Raw genomic sequence first — 17,969 nt, forward strand, 5'->3', positions numbered from 1 at the left:
TTTTGAAAGGCATTATGTTATAATTTTTGAAAAATAAAATAATGAAGGTCGTTATAACATGAATCATATCAAAGGTATCATATCTTATCTACTGATGTTACCTGCAATACTGATTGGAATCTATACAATGGTATGTTATGATGTGCCACGAAGTATTTGGGTTCAAAATATAATTATTTGGATTATTGGATTTTTAATAGGTTCTATTTTTATTAGTCGAAGCAGAGTAAAGTATAAAATGGGTGTTCATAGCAGACAAACTATTATAATTGTCATTTTGTTAGTACTACCTTTTTTCTTTAGTGGTATAGATGGTATTCATCGATGGGTGACTGTTGGACCTATTAATATATATATTACAAGTATTATTTTACCTGTACTAATTTTTTACATATGGAAATTAGCAATAAACAATCGGCAACGTAATGTATTGGTTCTAACATTCATCACATTATTAATATTGTTGCTTCAACCCGATGCAGGTCAGCTTTCTGCATTTGCAAGCGCCACAGCAATCATTTTTTGGAAAATGATTAGAAGTAAAACTATCAAAATAATAAGTATAGCAACAATCTTACTTTTTGTTATGGTATCATGGGTATTCTTAGATGATTTGGAACCAGTTTCTTATGTTGAGGATATCATCTTCTTAGTTGCAGGTTTGGGGAATGTTTGGCTAATTGCAGGTATTTTGTCTCTTGTTTTATTATTCATTCCATTCTTTATTTACGGCAAAAACAATGTCATTTCTTATTCATTAGGAGTTTATTACTTTACGATGATGATTGTAACCTTTATCGGAAATTTCCCTTTGCCGATTATGGGGTATGGAATATCACCAATTATTGGTTACTTCATTGCGATATCCTTGCTTCATAAAGACAATTTAGTGCGCTTATAAATTAAACCGCCAACATGATGACAGATTATTAAAATAGCGAAGGAAAGGAGGGCGTTAATGAATACAATTAACAAAGAAACTAAAGTTTTGTCCATTCAATCTTTAGAATCAACATTACTTAAGCTTACCAATGCATTAAACAGTATGAAAGAAAAAGGTTCAAATACAACGCTAGTTGAAAAGAGAATGAATGCGGTGAAAGTGGGTTTAAAGAGTCTCAAAAATGATTGGAATGGCGAGGTTTTTTCTTATGATGAAGAAATAATATACTCAGCAAAGGAAGCCCTACTAAATATCATTCCATCTATTGAAAAACAAATTGCAAAAGCAAAAGAAGGAAGTTCTCAAAAGACACTAAATGAACGCCGTTTAACTGCAATGAAGTTGGCAATTCAATCATTAGAGAACCGATTGACGAGTGCTTCTTAGGTGTAGCAATTTGAATGTAGAGAATTTTGTAATTCGAAAGTAGAAAATCTTTCATCTATAAACTGAAATAGAGAGGTTGATTAAAATAGAAATTTTAGAACTACCGATTGAATTTGAGTTTAATGGTCAGATGCAGAGAATTTATCCTAGCTTAATTGTGCTGAATGATCAACTTACATTGGTGGATACTGGTTATCCTAATTTCCTGCCATTAATTGAGAAAGAAATAATTAAAAATGGATTTGATCTGAAGAAGTTAAGAAATATCATCATTACCCATTATGATGATGACCATATAGGCTCATTATTTGATTTTAAAGTAAAATATCCTTGGATAAATGTAATAGCAAGTGAAGTGGAATCAAAGTTCATAAGCGGTGAAGAGAAATCAGAACGATTAGTTCAAGCAGAGGAAATGTTGGAAGTATTGCCGAATGAGGAAAAAGAATTTGGTGAATGGTTTATACAACAATTGAAGAGTTTAAAACATGTGTCGGTAGATTACAAAGTTAAGGATGGCGACAAAATCCTCGACGGAGCATGTATAGTTGTTGAAACCCCAGGCCATACTTCTGGCCATATTTCATTATACATTCCTTCTTTAAATAGCGTTATTACTGGAGATGCTGCAGTAAATGAAAATGAGAAACTAGCGATTGCAAATCCTCATTTTTGTTTAAATATTGAAAAGGCAGAGGAATCCTTAAAAAAATTACAAAATTTGAATGCTGAAAACTATTATTGTTATCATGGTGGGAAGTTGACTTTGAACACGAGGTAGTAAACATGTTCCTTATAATTTTAAAGGAGATATAGATACTTTGCTGAAGTTTTTAGGCAAGGAATGATAAGTGGGAAATCCTTTTTCTGAGGGTTTCCCATTTTTTATTGATGAGTAAAATTTTCATTATTACTTATTTCCGAAAAGGTTTCTTCTTCACTCTTACATGGTAACTAACTTTAGCAACTATGAAGAGTTGTACGTTTATAAGCGCATTATAGGACAAAAAGTATATAATTTCCACTTCGAATCTTGTTGTGATTCAAACTATTTTCCTTATTATATAAATTTACATAAAAAATTAATAAAATATACCTGATTTTCTAAACAAAAGAATAAGGTAAAAAGTTATAATAAAGAAAAGACTTTAGAATCATATATTAGAATTATTTACTAATCATAAGCGAATTATTTAGTAATTCTTGTTTGCATTACCAACATGATGCTAGATAAGTTAAAGGAGTTGGTATGAATGGCATTCAATCTTTATTATTACGAAAGTAAGATGGTATGTAATTACTGTAAAAAGGAGTATACAACTTACAAAGTACGTCCTGGTCGATATAAAGTCATAGCACAAGATACAGATTTTATGCCAATTTACGAAGGAATCAATCCGCTATTATACGAAGTAGCTGTTTGCCCGCACTGTGGTTATGCATATCATAAATCAATGGCAAGAACATATGGACCGTTCATGCTACTAATTGGGGAAATTTATATCAACCAATTACAAAAAATTATGAATCTCTGTAAAGAACGGTCGATTGATGAAGCAATTGCAAGCTATAAATTAGCTTATTTAGTTGCGAGAGCATCAATGGTTGGCTAACTTTGCTCTGAAGATTGCTTGGCTGTATCGATTAAAACAAGATAAGGAATTAGAAATGCGTTACCTTCGATCGGCAAGGGAATTATTCAATAAATCCCATGCAAACAATAAAGAAGGGGAAGAAAGGATGCAATATTTAATTGCAGAAATCAGTCTACGGTTAGGAGATATTGAAGAAGCGAAAAGAGGATTTTCACGATTAATTACAAGTAGGGAAGTTTCGAATAAGTATCGCAACTATGCGCGGAAACGTTGGGAAGATTACAAATATGAAAATCAAGCTGTTAAGGAGCAGGAGGGATAACATCTCGTTATTAAGGGGGGATTAAAATGAATCTAAGGATAGGGAGAAAATTGGATTTAACAGAAGAAGAAGTATTTGCTGAACTGCACCACTTTTTATTAAGAAAGAACAATCGTGTACTTAGTAATGATGAAGTAATTGAAAAAACGGGCATCTCTCCTGAACTTCTTTATAAATGGGTGAAATCAGGGAAATTAAAACGATCGTTGTTTCCAAACCTTGGAGCTCCTTGTGAAAGATGTGGAAAATTTACAAACTACTCTAAAATATGTTTCGAATGTTCCACTTCGATTACGACTCTTTTAGAAAAAGAAGAAAAAGATAAAGAATGGTTCAAACAAATTCAACAAATGAATAGATTAAATACGTACCATCATAAATAAGAAAATTAATGGATGCTGCATTTTTTCAAGTTGTACAAAGTTTTACCTTTCCAATTTGGTTGGTTCATCGTTATAGAAGAGATTTAGACACTTTTCCATCTTAGAAAAGTGTCTTTTTTGTAATGAAGAAGACTAGAAGTAGGAAAAATGTTAAAGTGATGAAACGAAAAAAGTAATGAAGTCGTCTTAATGTTATATAAATAATTTAGAGGTGTGGCGATGTTTAAATATTGGTTACAAATGATAGTGGGGGTTGCGATCTTTATTATTTCAACATTTTGTGCATGGTATGAAGGTAGTGAAATTGTTGAAAATTCGTTTGAATGGAACTATTCAACACCATTTACGAATGTATTTATTCAAGTGATTACAAATGGACGCGATATTAGTCAACTAGACTATTTCGTGTACGCTGTAAAATTTCACCCCTTGTTTCCCACTATGATGATGATTAGCCTGCTTTATATTCTAGCTGTTGCAGGTATTTATCTAATAAAAGTTAAATCAAAATGGGTTATTAGTTTTTGGGGAATCGTGGGACTCATTTGTGTATTATCAAGTGCTTTCATTTCAATTTCATACACAATAGGAAGTAGTATTTTCTTCTGGATTACTTCTATTAGTGGACTGCTATTTATTGTGATAGCAGGTTTAATGTCGTTTACAAAATACAAAAATCAACAGAACGGTATTACAAATGAAGTGTAACAGAAAGCAGTGGTATGAGTTTTAAAAGGGATGGTAAAAACATACTAAGATTAGTAGTACAAACCAAGGCCAAGGTTTGTGCTACTATTTTTTAGAAAAGTCGACCAGTCTCAGGGATCTTTGAATCCGTATTAAAAACTGGCTAACTTCACACCCTTATGCGAATCAGTTTAGTATGTTGGGTCCATAGAGATCGTGTATAAGAAAGTGGAATCGATAAGGTAATGTGAAGACTTCTATGAATTGGCAAAGAAAGAGTAATGGAATGAAACAGGTTATTGGATTAGATGTTAGTAAAGGAAAGAGTACAGTAACGATCTATGATAGTTATCGTCAGTGCAAATATGAAGGTGAAATCAATCATACACGAAGAAATTTTGAACAATTACATAAGCGAATAGTAGATATTACATCACTTGATGACCAAGCACCAGACATTGTATTTGAAGCAACAGGTGTTTATTCAAAACCGATTGAAGCATTTTTAAAAGATTACGGTTATGCATATTATCCCCTTGAAGCGAACTGACAAATGGCGAAGATGCGTCGACATAAAACCGATATAAGCGATGCTCATGAATTCGCCAAAAAACATTTTAAAATGGAGAGAGAACCAACCTATATCCAAGATGATTATTATGAGCAGATGCGTGCATTGACACGTTATGATGATGAAATTGATGAAGAAATGATTTTATTAAAAAATCGTATGCATTCCATTTTACAATTGAGTTTTCCAGAATTAGAAAAAATACTGACACCAAATTCTGCACTATTTTTAAATATAGTACAACTATACCCTCACCCAACACTTGTTTTAGCTCACTCTAAAACTGTCATTAAGAATCGTCTAAAAGCGAATACAAGAAAGAACCTTTCTTTAGAACGTGCAGAGAAAAAAGCAATTGCTTTATTAGAAGCTGCTCAAAATAGTTATCCAGCGATTAAATCTACCGATGTGCGATGTGAACAAGTCCGTGATTACGCAAATCGAATAGCAGAATTAAAGGATAAAAAAGAAGCACTTGTCCAACAAATGATTACTTTATCAAAAGATCGAAAAGAGTATATTGTTTTACGTTCCATCCCTGGTATCGGTGATTCTACTGCTTGTAGATTAATTGGGGAAATGGGTGATATTCGTCGCTTTCAAAATGCTAAACAATTGAATGCTTATGCGGGAATTGATATTATGCGCTATCAATCGGGGAATACACAGTATCATGATCGTATTAATAAAAGAGGTAACAAACACTTGCGAAAGCTTTTATATTTTATGGTGTGTGCAATGATTATGAAGAAGAAAGATAAACCGAATCATTTTGTAGATTACTATTATAAATTAAAAACACAACCTCAGAGAAAGCCTCATAAGGTTGCGATTATCGCCTGTATCAATAAATTTTTAAAAGTGACGTTCCAGTTACTGACACATGGCATTTTATACGATTATGAAACTGCCTTAAGTTAAATAATCGATTAACTACACTATACCATAAATGACCTTTCGAAAAAATTAAAAATCGTTAGGTCTTTTTGGCATGCCAAAATTTAGTTGTAGTTGTGAGGGGGTACCCCCTCACAACTACAACTAAAATAAAAACATATACAAATTAATAAAATATACTTGACTGATCAACTGACCAAAAATAATGGAGAGAAATGGAAAAGGGAGAATTTGAGTTGGCTCAAATTCTCCTTTTTCCTATCTTGAAGCTAGTTTTTTTTGTTGAAAAATTTAATTGTGTAAACGATGAAATACAAAATAATGTATGGAACAATAATGTACAAAGTAATTACCAACATATCATCTTTATATTCAGCAATTTCTTCTAATAGAGTTAAAGGTCTACCATCGTATACAATATCTTTAAAAGAAAATATGAAATGATCAACAGTCAAATCAGCGAGCATGATTATAATCAAATATGCAATGTAGATGAGTGTATTGATAACGAATTTGAATCTTCTTTTTGAATTTATAGATTCTATCAAAATAACAAAAAATACAAAGGAAATAGCCAGCATTATGATTTCATTAAATTTAACATACCCTGAATTATCAATCAATAATGCAAAGACTATAATAAAATTTATAACTGCCAGTATAATCAAATTTTTCTTTTTCATCCTTTTCCCCTCTCCCAATATAGTAGTTCCAATTTTAACGAAAAAATATAATTTTTAAAAAATAAAATTAGATTTTTTCAAACAATTTAAATATTTTTTACAAAATTAAGAATTTTTGGATATTATTCTTTACATATAACCTAATAATTGGTATATATCGATATATATGGAATTATTTCAAAGGAATAGGGAGTATTTTGGTGAAGAAAAAACATTTTTTACTGTAGCAGTGACTGTCATCATGTTATTCAGTTTAGCTACAAATCATGCTTTTGCATGGAGTTACAGTAATTATAATTACGGATCTTATGTTCCAAAGTCGGGAACTGGTACAGCAACTACGTATTACGACTCAAGAAATTTCTTACAAACGAGAATTGATTTCAAGTTTGATAGTTATAATGTCAGCTCCATAATCAGTTACAACAAAGGCAATGGCACTGGCGGAAGCTGTCCAGGATATAATGCATATGTGACTTTGGATCAAACTGCTATTCCTGATGGTTCATCCTTAAAAATTTCCGCATGGGAGGTGCTTACTAATCTGCCAAATCCCAAAGTGGACATTGAAGATAATAATCTCTGGGGAGCTGATGATGAATCAGAAGTGGTTGCACTAGGGACTGTCGTTGCTGATAAAGCTTATTATATGACAACTAAATGGCTTGATAATCGTGGAGGTAAATCAACAGATAGCGGAAGAATTCAAGCTCAATTTGCCATGAGCAAAAAAGGTATTTTGGACTATAACAACTGCACTCAATCTTCAACAGTACAGCACACATTCACTTATGGTGATAACCAAGGTAAAGTTGCTTCTATTCAACCTCAAATAACAAAAAGTCTAAAAGCAGTAGCTAGTACAACTGTGCCAGTATCTAATACAACAAGTACTACAAATTCTCAATCTGACTCTCAAGTCATTACTGAATATAAAGCTATTGAACCAACAGAAGATGGGATTACAAAATATAAATCAAAACAAAAAGAGATAACTAAGAAATTAAAATCTAATAAAAAAATTAATGACATTGCAGTCACAGTTACTTTTGCTGAACCATTAAGTTTTGATGAAGTTAAAACAATTACTGAAAAATACAATGTTAATATTGAAGAATTGGAAGCAAGATCAATAGACAGTAATGGCGACAGAATCACTCATGCTATTAAAGGATTGAACAAGTCATTATCTCAAGATGGAAGTAATTTCATAGGATATACTAGTTTACAGGGATATGTTTCATCAGAAAATATTTTTGGTTTAGAATCAGAGGAAAAAATTTTCTTAGTTGATGCCAGTGGAGACAATAATGTAACAGAATTAGAGAAAGACAATTTCGCAGTTCCTCTTACATGGTATTTAGAAGATTTGAATCCTGAAAAACATTTAAAGAAAAAAAACCTTTAATTTAAAATAAGATTGGTTTCGACAGTTTCATTCTGTTATTTTATTTATTAAATGTGCAAAAGGACCGGATTCTTGAAGGCTAATTTGCGTTTCACTCGATTTTCCGTACTAGGAAAATCGAAGGTGGAAAATGAAATCGGAATTGCCTTAATGGCTGTGAATTTACGAAAATACACGGCCAACAAAGATCAACTGACCAAAAATAATGGGGATAAATGGAAAAAGGAGAATTTGAGTTGGATCAAATTCTCGTTTTCCTATCTTGAAGCTAGTTTTGTCCCAGCCTGTTTTTAGTTTTTGCTATTCCTCATAAATCATTTTTCTTGTCATTCCACCATCCACAACAAGGTTAATGCCTGTCACGAAATCATTTTCCTTCGCTGTTAAATAGAGACAAGCGCGCGCAATATCGTCTGGTCTTCCGACACGTTTTGATAAATGCTGCTCGTGATCAATTTTACGTAATTTGGAATAATCGCCTGTTTCAATCCAACCTGGGGAAATCGCGTTCACGGTAATTCGATCTGCACTAAATGATGCTGCAAGCGCATGAGTTAATGCAACAATTCCACCTTTTGTTGCTGCATAGGCTTCTGAATTCGGTTCAGACATAATGGCCCGTGTGGAAGCAATATTAACGATGGAGCCGCCTTCTTTATTATTTCGCATATATTTTGCGGCTTCCCTTGATGCTAAGAAAACACTTCGTAAATTGGTGTTGATAATATCGTCCCATTCTTCGATTGACAATTCATAAGGGGACTTAAATACTGATTTCCCTGCATTATTGATTAAAATATCAATTTGACCGAATGTAAGGTTTGCAATTTCCATTAAGCGGATGATGTCATCCTCAACTTTTACATCGGTTTTTACAAAAAGCGCGTTTCCCTCTTTTTCTTTAATTACATCAACTGTTTTTGATCCGGCTATTTCATCAATATCCGCTATCACAACATTTGCACCTTTTTCTGCATAAAGCAAAGCGATTCCTTTTCCAATGCCCTGTCCAGCGCCGGTTACAATCACCGTCTTATTTAAAAAATCCATGTTTTTTACACATCCTTAATGAAAAATTCTCCATATTTAAGGTAGCACAAAAAGTGAACACCGTAGAACTCCCAATAATAAAAACAATTAGTCACATGTAGAATGCTTTAATTTAAACAAACATATTTAAATGAATGAGGCTTTTACAGAGGAGGGAAATATTGTCGATTGTCAATCCTCAATATGGATTTTTAAAGGCTGATTATCTAAATCCTAATTTAAGGCAAAGGAACAAGACTGTTGATGCTGCTTCATCGAAGACACAAATTAAAGATGAATCTGTATTAACAACGGATATAAATGCAAAGTTAATCTTTATTTATAATTGGTTGATGATTATATCAGCTGATTTATATTGTGCAATTATTTTTGTTTTAGCCAATTTCTTTTGAAACTTTTACATGGTTTAAAGAGTCCAATTTATAAAATGGCACTATTGGAATTTATTAACTTAAAGTTTCAAGTCCAAACGTGTGGATTTGAAGCTTTATTATTTTGAAATTCATCTAATACATAAGTTGGGGGTGGTCTTATGAAAAAAGAATGAGTTTTCGTGGTTAGATTTAAATTATAGCAAGGAAATATGGAGCTGTTTGAATGTGATTTTTTACCAGTTATTTTAAGGTGTTTAAGGAGGAAGCATTTTGAGACTATCTGAAATTCATCCATTTTTTTATCATGCAAGAATCGAGCAAAAAAGACTTTTTAGAACATTAACAGATTTAAAAGACAGAAATCGATTTGCAAAGCAAAGGGACTTAACGAATACATTTCCATTCACTTGTAAAAAACATCAATCCTTATTGAGAAGGAAATTAGGAAATAGCGATCCTCAGTTACAAGAAAATAAAATTACAAACTTAAAAATTGCAACAGGTGAAATTGATGGTGTGATTATTAAACCGGGTGAAATTTTTTCTTTTTGGAAACTAGTTGGTCGAACATCAAAAGAAAAGGGCTATATTGAAGGTATGCAGCTCAAAATGGGAGAAGTGAAAACGGGTATTGGCGGTGGAATTTGCCAGCTTGCTAATTTACTTTATTGGATGGTTTTACATACTCCTCTCGTTGTTATTGAAAGACATCACCATAGTTTTGACCCGTTTCCTGACTCCGGGAGGACACTGCCTTTTGGAAGCGGAGCAAGTGTTTTTTATAACTACGTAGATTTACGTTTTTATAATCCAACTAACCAATCTTTCCAAATAAAAGTATGGGTAACAGATAAACATTTAAAAGGTGCTATTTTTAGTAATGAAGAAATGCCATATTCCTACCATATCGAAGAAAGAAACCATCAATTTTTACAAAAGGACGGAAAAAACTATCGTCAAAATGAAATTTGGAAAAAGACATATGATAAAGTAACCGGACAAATGGTCAAAGAGGAACTACTAATCAAAAACTTTTCTGAGGTTAAGTATCCAATACCTATAAATAATGAAGAAATTTCAATGAATAACTAAGGAATTCAAAATAATAAATATATGGACATTGAAAACGATAATAAAACTGCTTAACAATCCCCGCTGCGATATAATCTGACATAGTTAAAATTTCCCCTTCAATTTCATCGAAAATTTCGATATCCATTTGATAGTTTTCACAGCTTCGTTTTTCGTTAACTTTAAATGAGAATAAAACATTTCTTGCAGAATTTCTTGAGAACAATGATTTTTAAAAAATTTTAAAAAATTTAACATTCTATCCACAGATAATCATTGGAATGTTTTGTAAAATATAGTTACTACTTTTTGGTAGTAAATATTTGAATTGGAGTGTGATACTCGTGAAAGCGGCACTTTGGTACAATGCAAAAGACATTCGTGTAGAAGACATTAATGAACCTAAAGTAACACCAGGACGTGTAAAAATCCAAGTTGCGTGGACAGGCATTTGTGGAAGCGATCTTCATGAATATGTGGCGGGTCCAATTTTTATTCCTGTTGAAAAACCTCACCCAATAAGTAAAGAAATGGCTCCAATTGTAATGGGGCATGAATTTTCTGGAACAGTTGTCGAAGTAGGTGAAGGGGTTACAAAGGTAAAAGTAGGAGACAAAGTTGTAGTAGAACCCATTTTAGCTTGTGGTCAATGTCCAGCATGTTTAAAAGGAAAATATAATATTTGTAAACATTTGGGGTTCCATGGTCTATCCGGAGGCGGCGGAGGCTTCTCGGAATATACTGTAGTGGATGAACGTTGGGTGCACAAAATGCCAGAAGGGTTATCACTTGAGCAAGGTGCTTTAGTAGAACCAGCTGCAGTGGCGTTACATGCAGTTCGCATGAGCAAATTGAAAGCGGGAGATAAAACGGTTGTATTTGGTGCAGGGCCAATTGGTTTATTAGTAATTGAAGCATTAAAAGTAGCAGGTGCATCAGAGATTTATGCAGTCGAACTTTCAAAAGAGCGCAGAGAGAAAGCTTTAGAACTTGGTGCAACTGCTGTAATGAATCCAGCTGAAGAAGAGGATGTAGTAGCTAAAATTAAAGAGCTTACAAATGGTGGGGTAGATGTTGCATTTGAAGTAACAGGTGTACCAGCAGTATTAAAACAAGCAATTGATTCAACAACATTTGAGGGTGAAACAGTAATTGTTTCTATTTGGGAAAAAGAAGCATCACTCCAACCAAATAATATTGTGTTATCAGAACGCACTGTAAAAGGAATTATCGCATATCGAGACATTTTCCCAGCGGTTATGAATTTAATGACAAAAGGATACTTCCCTGCTGAACAATTAGTTACAAAACGTATTAAAATTGATGATATCGTGAAAGAAGGATTCGAAACATTAGTTAACGATAAACAGCAAATAAAAATCCTTGTTTCTCCAAAATAAGACTAAAAAACATCATTTTCTCCTTTTGAGAAAATGATGTTTTTTTGATATGCACATCTTTATAAACGGAATTTACTACTATTTTTTTACAAAAAAAGCTGAATATATTCATAACTTATATAGTAAACATTTTCTATTGAAAGATTAATTGAGAATGATTTTCATTTGTTGTATATTTAAAATAGCAAACATTTTATGAGTAAGGAGAATTTAAATGCAAATTCATTGGATCAAAATTAAAAAAATCGTTGATGAAACACCTGATATAAAAACCTACTTCCTTGAAATTCCTGAAGGATATTCTTGGGAAGAAGGGGCTCATCTTCACTTAGCTCTTGAAGGTTTTAATGTCGGAGAAAAGCCAAACAAAAGTCTAGTCCGTCATATGTCAATATCTACTTTGAAGAATGAAAATGCGATTGGTATTACAACACGTATTAGACAACAGTGCTCAGAGTTTAAAGCGATTTTAAGAAATCTACAAGTTGGAGATCAAGTGGCGATTTTTAAAACTCATTCCAATGTGCCGCTTAGACGAGAAAATAAAAACATTTACCTATTGTCATCAGGGGTAGGTTTAGCAACTTTCAGACCAATCGTGTTGAAATATTTTGAGCAACCAGAAAATGTTCCGCAAATTCATTCCTTGAACATTGACTCTTCAAAAAACTATTTATTTACTAATATTTTTAAAACAAATCATGATAAAAATTTCACCGCTCATTTTGTAGATAACCGTGAAGAATATTATGATAGAATAAAAAAGCTTTCTACAGATAAAAATGGCCTATACTATGTTGTCGGCAGTGATGATTTCCTTAAACAAAACATTCAGGTGTTGTTAGAGGAAGGTATTAAACCGGAACAGATTATGCTCGACAAACCTCCACGTAGATTGCCTGATTTTTTACCAATTGAATTATCGAATTAAATCGACTAAACGACGACTCTCCAAGCAGATTCGTCGTTATTATTTTTGGGGAAAAATGTATTATTAGGAAAAAAGAAGATTGGGAAAATTTAGAAGTTAGTAAAAATTGAAAATATAATATTATAACTAAATAATTTTATTGTTTTGTCGAAATAATGAGTGAGATTAATTTGAATAGGGTGTGCTAATTTTGGAGGCTACTGTTTACTAACTGTGACCTTATTTAAATTAATCTTTTTTTGGTTATTATAGGGATTTAAGTTAGATAACTTTATTGGAGGTTAAGCAAATGAAGAAAAATTTCTATCTTTACGTTGCTTTATTTGTAGCAGCTATTGTTGCAATCTCTGCTATTGCATCTAGTTTTTCTGCAAAAGCAAATAACGAAAATGTAACAGTCAATAATGAAAATAATAATGAACAAAAAGAAGAACTTCCAAATGTCGTGATTCTTGCAACTGGGGGAACGATTGCAGGTACAGGTTCTTCATCAACACAGACGACTGGATATAAATCTGGTGATTTAGGTATTGAAACTTTAATTGAAGCAGTTCCTGAAATGAAGGAGCTTGCAAATATTACAGGTGAACAAATTGTAAAAGTTGACAGCACAGATATCACAAATGAGATTCTTCTTAAATTAGGTAAGAGAGTGAATGAATTATTAGCTTCCGATGATGTAGATGGAATCGTAATTACGCATGGTACTGATACACTAGAAGAAACTGCTTACTTCTTAAACTTAGTAGTAAAAAGTGATAAACCAGTAGTTTTAACAGCTGCTATGCGTCCTGCAACAGCAATGAGTGCAGACGGTCCTTTCAACTTGTATAATGCTGTTTTATTAGCTAGTCATGAAAGTTCAAAAGGAAAAGGTGTTCTTGTAACACTTAACGATCGTATTGCTTCTGCAAGAAATATTACGAAAACAAATACGACAGCAACTGACGCATTTAAATCTTTTGAAAACGGATATTTAGGAGCAATCGTTGCTGGAAAACCTTATTACTATAATAATGTAGAACGTCTACATACAACTGAAACACCATTCGATATTTCAAAAATTAAAAAATTGCCACAAGTTGATATTATTTATGGATATCAAAACAGCCCAACTTACATGTACAAAGCTGCTGTACAAAACGGAGCAAAAGGGATTATTGTTGCAGCACCTGGAGATGGAACATTATCAGCAAAGTCCGTTGAAGGTGTAAAATATGCAATGAATAAAGGTGTAAAAGTAGTACTATCTTCTCGTGTTGGTACAGGAACGGTTTCACCAAAAGAAGGATATATTACTTCTGACTCTTTAAATCCTCAAAAAGCACGTATTTTATTAATGCTTGCTTTAACTGTGACGAATGATCCTCAAGAGATTCAATCCTTCTTTGACAAATACTAATACGGTATTTGTAGGTTTTAATAAATCCAATTGAGCCAATATTTGCATTGGGACAAGGAACCATTACCTTGTCCCAGTTTACTATTTCGTTTATTTTTTTTATTAAAAATATCCAATTTTTATAAAGTTTGTTTACACATGGTAGATATCAAGAATTATTTTAATAAAATAATTTAATTATTACAGCTCTAAGTGATTATTTCCTCCCAGTTCTACTAAATGAGTTCATAATGTGATGGATAGCCTTGATAGGTTTAAATACATGGAATAAGTTTAGTGATTTCAAAACCTATTCTGCTTTCCTTATTTTTTTAAATAAATATAAAGGAGGTAGCAAAGTGAAAGATATTTCAAAAATAAGTAAGTTTAGTATTCGCAATTTTCATGTGAAATTACTTACTTCTTTTACTACAATATTAATCATTTCAGTCTTATTGATTGGATTATTTTCTTTTAAAACTGCTAAGGATGAGTTGGAACATCAAATATTAAATAGTGTGAATGAAAATGTAGAAATACTGAATAGTGCAATTGAAGATGCAATTCAACCAAAAATCCTTGATATCGAAGCATTGGCTGATCGCATTACAGCTAATCAATACGGGGAAACAAGTAGCCCTGAAATTCAAAAGTTATTAAAATTTTATCAAGTGACACATCCAGAAGTAGATATTGTCTATACAGGTAATGAAGATGGAGTATATGTAATGGAGCCGGCTGAGCTAGGGGTGCCTGAAGGGTACGATGCTAGAGAAAGAGATTGGTATAAGCAGGCAATGGAACGGAAAGGGGAAGTAATAATTTCTGAACCATACGTTGCTGCAAGTACTGGTGAAATGGTAATCACTCTTTCAAAAACAATAGATGATGGTACCGGCGTTGTAGGGATTGATATTAACCTAAATAAACTGCAAGAAGTAGTGCAGAACATTCGAATTGGTAAAGAAGGATATGGATTTATATTAGACCAAAATAAAAAATATTTAGCACATCCTACCGCTGAATTAGGCAGCGTAGCAGAAGGCACACTGTATGACAACTTATACAAAGAAAGTAAAGGACAATTAAATGAAGTTTTTAATGGAAAATCCATTATTTTGGACTACATAACTAATGATTTGACTGGATGGAAAATAGGCGGAGTTATCTATACAGAAGAGATTAACGAAGCAAACTCATCTATTTTACATACGTCGTTGATTGTGGGGATTCTTTCCATATTATTTGGGCTAGTTGCTTTAATGTTGGTTATTAAATCAATTGCAAAACCGATTAAACAATTAGGCCAATTAGCTGTTAATGTTAGTCGCGGAGATTTAACACAGTACGCAGAAATACAAACCAATGATATTGTCGGAAAGTTAGGAAATGCTTTTAACGAAATGATAGATGGTCTTCGTACACTAACTCAAAAAATAGATGATACGGCTGGAAATGTTGCGGCCACTGCAGAACAACTATCTGCATGTTCACAAGAAACAAATGCAGCGTCTGAGCAAGTATCTGTTTCCATCCAAGATGTAGCAAAAAATGCGGAAGTACAGACAAATTCCGTTGATAAGGTATCCCTTATTTTTAAGGAAGTATCGAACGGAGTTAGTAACATTGCTGAACGTTCATCAAAAGTAACAGATCTTTCCCGCCAAGCAATTGTTGAGGCAGATGAAGGCGGTAAGGCGGTAGCGAAAACCGTTTCACAAATGAAATCGATTCATTCATCTGTAAGTGAATCACAAGATACAATTCAATCTTTATATGAAAGCTCGAAAGAAATAAGTGAAATTTTGAACGTCATTACAAATATTGCGGACCAAACGAATTTATTAGCATTAAATGCTGCCATTGAAGCGGCTCGTGCAGGTGAGCATGGTAAAGGATTTGCAGTTGTAGCGGAAGAAGTAAGGAGTCTTGCTGAACAGACACAAGCTTCAGCGAAGGAAATATATACAATTATTAAGAAGATTCAAGATGATACAGATAATACCGTAAAAATGATGGAGCGAATTACGACTGACGTAGAGAACGGAGTAGAGATTACAAGCGAAGCAGTTGAGAAATTTAATCATATACTCCAAACAACGAAAGATATTTCGCCACAAATGGAGGAAGTTTCTGTGGCAGTTGAAGAAATGTCAAGTGCTATACAAGATGTAACGGCACAATTAGATGATATTGTACTTGTGGCACAAAACAACACTGCAACATCAGAAGAAGTAGTAGCTTCAGTAGAAGAGCAATTGGCTTCAATGGAGGAAATTTCGGCTTCAGCCCAATCCCTTTCATCAATGGCAGAAGAATTAAAAAATGCTATATCTACATTTAAATATTAAAAATTAAGGGGAGTTTCTCGTAGTGTTGCACTATGAGAAGCTCTTTTTTCAATTGCTTTGCATGAAAGGTTAAATAGACAGACTTTTTTCTTTCATGTAATTTATATTATATTTATATAACAGAGATGTATTAAGAGTTATATTTTTATATGAATCCATTTATATATTGAACGTTTAATTATATTCTTATGTTTGTTAAACAGTTTAAAATCATGATATAAGAGTAAATAAATGATTAAATAACTATTTAAAGATTATTCATCATGAGAGGAATTGAGTATTAAATGAAAGAAAATTTCTGGTTGGATTTACCTCGGCCATTTTTTGTGTTAGCTCCAATGGAAGATGTAACGGACGTTGTGTTTCGCCACGTTATTAGCAAAGCAGGTAGACCGGATGTATTTTTTACAGAGTTTGCAAACACAGATAGCTATTGTCATCCAGATGGTCAAAAAAGCGTACGTGGGCGTTTATTATTCACCGAAGATGAGCAACCAATCGTAGCCCATATTTGGGGAGATAAGCCTGAATACTTCCGACAAATGAGTATAGGTATGGCGGAACAAGGATTTAAAGGGGTTGATATTAACATGGGATGTCCTGTCCCGAATGTAGCTTCCCGAGGAAAAGGAAGCGGACTGATTTTACGTCCAGATGTGGCGAGTCAGGTAATCGAAGCTGCTAAAGCGGGAGGACTTCCTGTTAGTGTTAAAACAAGACTAGGATATACAAATGTGAACGAGTGGGAAGAATGGCTAACTCATGTCCTCAAACAAAATATTGCAAACCTTTCGATTCATTTGCGGACAAGAAAGGAAATGAGTCAAGTTCCTGCCCATTGGGAACTTATTCCTGAAATTAAGAAGCTTCGTGATCGCATTGCTCCTGAGACGCTCTTAACAATCAATGGAGATATTCCTGATCGTCAAACAGGCCTTGAACTCGTTGAACGCTACGGAGTAGACGGGGTGATGATTGGGAGAGGAGTCTTTAAAAATCCTTTTGCGTTTGAAAAAGAGCCGAGAGAGCATAGTGTTCAGGAATATTTAGATTTACTAAGATACCATTTAGATCTTCATGATCAATACATTGAAGAAATTCCGCGCTCCATTACAGCTCTTCATCGCTTCTTTAAAATTTATGTAAAAAGTTTCCGTGGAGCAAGTGAATTAAGAAATCGGTTAATGAACACGAAATCTTCAAATGAGGTGCGGCAATTGCTGGATGAATTTGAAAAACAAATTGATTTGACAGATATTGTAAAATAATTAGGGTTATGAATAGGTTTGGGCAATACAATCTCCTTCTGATGGGAATTTGTTGAAAGATGTATTGAAAATAAATAAACTGAAGTAAAGATGTAAAGAGGCAAGGATTCTATTCATTCTTGCCTTTTTCTTTTAGTGGGGAATGTCAGATTTATCTGTAAATTCTAGGTGTTTATATTATAAATGATTATGAGGAAGTGTTGGCTTTGCCTAAATGGAATTGTCCAAAATGCAATCATTCTAATAATAGTCATGCGACATATTGCC

17 protein-coding genes and 2 pseudogenes are annotated in these 17,969 nt (G+C 33.1%); 17 read left to right on the forward strand and 2 right to left on the reverse strand.

Translation table 11 applies throughout. From position 1 onward, the window contains the following. The first annotated feature begins 127 nt into the window (after window positions 1–127). The 8 genes and pseudogenes from NST00_RS05505 (at window position 128) to NST00_RS05540 (ending at window position 5,809) form a co-directional block, all read left to right on the forward strand. A complete protein-coding gene (locus NST00_RS05505; RefSeq protein WP_340709727.1) occupies window positions 128–901 on the forward strand; it encodes a hypothetical protein in 774 nt (257 codons plus the stop codon). Between the two features lie 57 nt (window positions 902–958). Then, the gene (locus NST00_RS05510; RefSeq protein ID WP_016839450.1) at window positions 959–1,330 is read left to right on the forward strand and encodes a hypothetical protein; all 372 of its coding nucleotides are present in this window, start codon (window positions 959–961) and stop codon (window positions 1,328–1,330) included. Window positions 1,331–1,415: 85 nt separating this feature from the next. Then, window positions 1,416–2,111: an MBL fold metallo-hydrolase gene (locus NST00_RS05515; protein ID WP_026019152.1), complete on the forward strand. Its 696-nt coding sequence runs from the start codon at window positions 1,416–1,418 to the stop codon at window positions 2,109–2,111. Window positions 2,112–2,583: 472 nt separating this feature from the next. Beyond that, the gene (locus tag NST00_RS05520; RefSeq protein WP_340709728.1) at window positions 2,584–2,943 is read left to right on the forward strand and encodes a DUF2225 domain-containing protein; all 360 of its coding nucleotides are present in this window, start codon (window positions 2,584–2,586) and stop codon (window positions 2,941–2,943) included. Next, window positions 2,936–3,247, forward strand: a complete 312-nt coding sequence (locus NST00_RS05525; protein WP_340709729.1) for a DUF2225 domain-containing protein — start codon at window positions 2,936–2,938, stop codon at window positions 3,245–3,247. Before NST00_RS05520 ends, NST00_RS05525 begins: the two co-directional genes overlap by 8 nt. Window positions 3,248–3,273: 26 nt before the next feature. Next, on the forward strand, window positions 3,274–3,630 hold the full coding sequence (locus tag NST00_RS05530; RefSeq protein ID WP_016839447.1) for a hypothetical protein: 357 nt from the start codon (window positions 3,274–3,276) through the stop codon (window positions 3,628–3,630). A 219-nt stretch (window positions 3,631–3,849) separates the two neighbouring features. Beyond that, a complete protein-coding gene (locus NST00_RS05535; RefSeq protein ID WP_016839446.1) occupies window positions 3,850–4,338 on the forward strand; it encodes a YjdJ family protein in 489 nt (162 codons plus the stop codon). A gap of 265 nt (window positions 4,339–4,603) precedes the next feature. Beyond that, window positions 4,604–5,809, forward strand: a pseudogene (locus tag NST00_RS05540) (IS110 family transposase). A 245-nt stretch (window positions 5,810–6,054) separates the two neighbouring features. Here the strand turns inward: NST00_RS05540 and NST00_RS05545 are convergent. Beyond that, window positions 6,055–6,468 carry a hypothetical protein gene (locus tag NST00_RS05545; RefSeq protein WP_340709730.1) on the reverse strand — a complete coding sequence of 138 codons (414 nt, stop codon included), beginning with the start codon at window positions 6,466–6,468 and terminating at the stop codon, window positions 6,055–6,057. A 166-nt stretch (window positions 6,469–6,634) separates the two neighbouring features. Here NST00_RS05545 and NST00_RS05550 point away from each other — a divergent pair, with 166 nt between their 5' ends. Both NST00_RS05550 and NST00_RS14975 read left to right on the forward strand, forming a co-directional pair. Beyond that, window positions 6,635–7,876: a hypothetical protein gene (locus NST00_RS05550; RefSeq protein ID WP_340709731.1), complete on the forward strand. Its 1,242-nt coding sequence runs from the start codon at window positions 6,635–6,637 to the stop codon at window positions 7,874–7,876. A gap of 66 nt (window positions 7,877–7,942) precedes the next feature. Further along, window positions 7,943–8,170: pseudogene (locus NST00_RS14975) on the forward strand (IS5/IS1182 family transposase); the annotation flags it as partial. Between the two features lie 6 nt (window positions 8,171–8,176). Here NST00_RS14975 and NST00_RS05555 read toward each other — a convergent pair. Further along, window positions 8,177–8,926: a glucose 1-dehydrogenase gene (locus NST00_RS05555; protein ID WP_096549664.1), complete on the reverse strand. Its 750-nt coding sequence runs from the start codon at window positions 8,924–8,926 to the stop codon at window positions 8,177–8,179. Window positions 8,927–9,087: 161 nt separating this feature from the next. Here NST00_RS05555 and NST00_RS05560 point away from each other — a divergent pair, with 161 nt between their 5' ends. The 7 genes from NST00_RS05560 (at window position 9,088) to NST00_RS05590 (ending at window position 17,702) form a co-directional block, all read left to right on the forward strand. Continuing rightward, on the forward strand, window positions 9,088–9,318 hold the full coding sequence (locus tag NST00_RS05560) for a hypothetical protein (RefSeq protein ID WP_016839149.1): 231 nt from the start codon (window positions 9,088–9,090) through the stop codon (window positions 9,316–9,318). Window positions 9,319–9,570: 252 nt separating this feature from the next. After that, a complete protein-coding gene (locus tag NST00_RS05565; RefSeq protein ID WP_096549663.1) occupies window positions 9,571–10,392 on the forward strand; it encodes a VanW family protein in 822 nt (273 codons plus the stop codon). Between the two features lie 323 nt (window positions 10,393–10,715). After that, the gene (locus NST00_RS05570) at window positions 10,716–11,771 is read left to right on the forward strand and encodes a 2,3-butanediol dehydrogenase (RefSeq protein WP_208649849.1); all 1,056 of its coding nucleotides are present in this window, start codon (window positions 10,716–10,718) and stop codon (window positions 11,769–11,771) included. A gap of 214 nt (window positions 11,772–11,985) precedes the next feature. Then, on the forward strand, window positions 11,986–12,702 hold the full coding sequence (locus NST00_RS05575) for a dihydropteridine reductase (protein WP_340709732.1): 717 nt from the start codon (window positions 11,986–11,988) through the stop codon (window positions 12,700–12,702). Between the two features lie 289 nt (window positions 12,703–12,991). Continuing rightward, complete coding sequence (locus NST00_RS05580) at window positions 12,992–14,104, forward strand: type II asparaginase (RefSeq protein WP_016839154.1); 1,113 nt, start codon at window positions 12,992–12,994, stop codon at window positions 14,102–14,104. Window positions 14,105–14,442: 338 nt separating this feature from the next. Next, window positions 14,443–16,434: a methyl-accepting chemotaxis protein gene (locus NST00_RS05585; protein WP_340709733.1), complete on the forward strand. Its 1,992-nt coding sequence runs from the start codon at window positions 14,443–14,445 to the stop codon at window positions 16,432–16,434. Window positions 16,435–16,718: 284 nt separating this feature from the next. Continuing rightward, window positions 16,719–17,702 (forward strand): tRNA dihydrouridine synthase, encoded by a 984-nt coding sequence (locus tag NST00_RS05590; protein ID WP_339287882.1) that lies wholly within the window; start codon window positions 16,719–16,721, stop codon window positions 17,700–17,702. Window positions 17,703–17,969: the final 267 nt, after the last annotated feature.

The organism is Ureibacillus sp. FSL K6-0165 (assembly GCF_038004285.1).
GTDB classification, from domain to species: Bacteria; Bacillota; Bacilli; order Bacillales_A; family Planococcaceae; genus Ureibacillus; species Ureibacillus thermosphaericus.

Excerpts from the sequence above, each read along its gene's own strand:
- NST00_RS05505 (WP_340709727.1), top strand. The coding sequence starts at position 128 with ATGGTATGTTATGATGTGCCACGAAGTATTTGGGTTCAAAATATAATT.
- NST00_RS05510 (WP_016839450.1), top strand. The coding sequence starts at position 959 with ATGAATACAATTAACAAAGAAACTAAAGTTTTGTCCATTCAATCTTTA.
- NST00_RS05520 (WP_340709728.1), top strand. The coding sequence starts at position 2,584 with ATGGCATTCAATCTTTATTATTACGAAAGTAAGATGGTATGTAATTAC.
- NST00_RS05530 (WP_016839447.1), top strand. The coding sequence starts at position 3,274 with ATGAATCTAAGGATAGGGAGAAAATTGGATTTAACAGAAGAAGAAGTA.
- NST00_RS05535 (WP_016839446.1), top strand. The coding sequence starts at position 3,850 with ATGTTTAAATATTGGTTACAAATGATAGTGGGGGTTGCGATCTTTATT.
- NST00_RS05545 (WP_340709730.1), bottom strand. The coding sequence starts at position 6,468 with ATGAAAAAGAAAAATTTGATTATACTGGCAGTTATAAATTTTATTATA.
- NST00_RS05550 (WP_340709731.1), top strand. The coding sequence starts at position 6,635 with ATGGAATTATTTCAAAGGAATAGGGAGTATTTTGGTGAAGAAAAAACA.
- NST00_RS05555 (WP_096549664.1), bottom strand. The coding sequence starts at position 8,926 with ATGGATTTTTTAAATAAGACGGTGATTGTAACCGGCGCTGGACAGGGC.
- NST00_RS05575 (WP_340709732.1), top strand. The coding sequence starts at position 11,986 with ATGCAAATTCATTGGATCAAAATTAAAAAAATCGTTGATGAAACACCT.
- NST00_RS05580 (WP_016839154.1), top strand. The coding sequence starts at position 12,992 with ATGAAGAAAAATTTCTATCTTTACGTTGCTTTATTTGTAGCAGCTATT.
- NST00_RS05590 (WP_339287882.1), top strand. The coding sequence starts at position 16,719 with ATGAAAGAAAATTTCTGGTTGGATTTACCTCGGCCATTTTTTGTGTTA.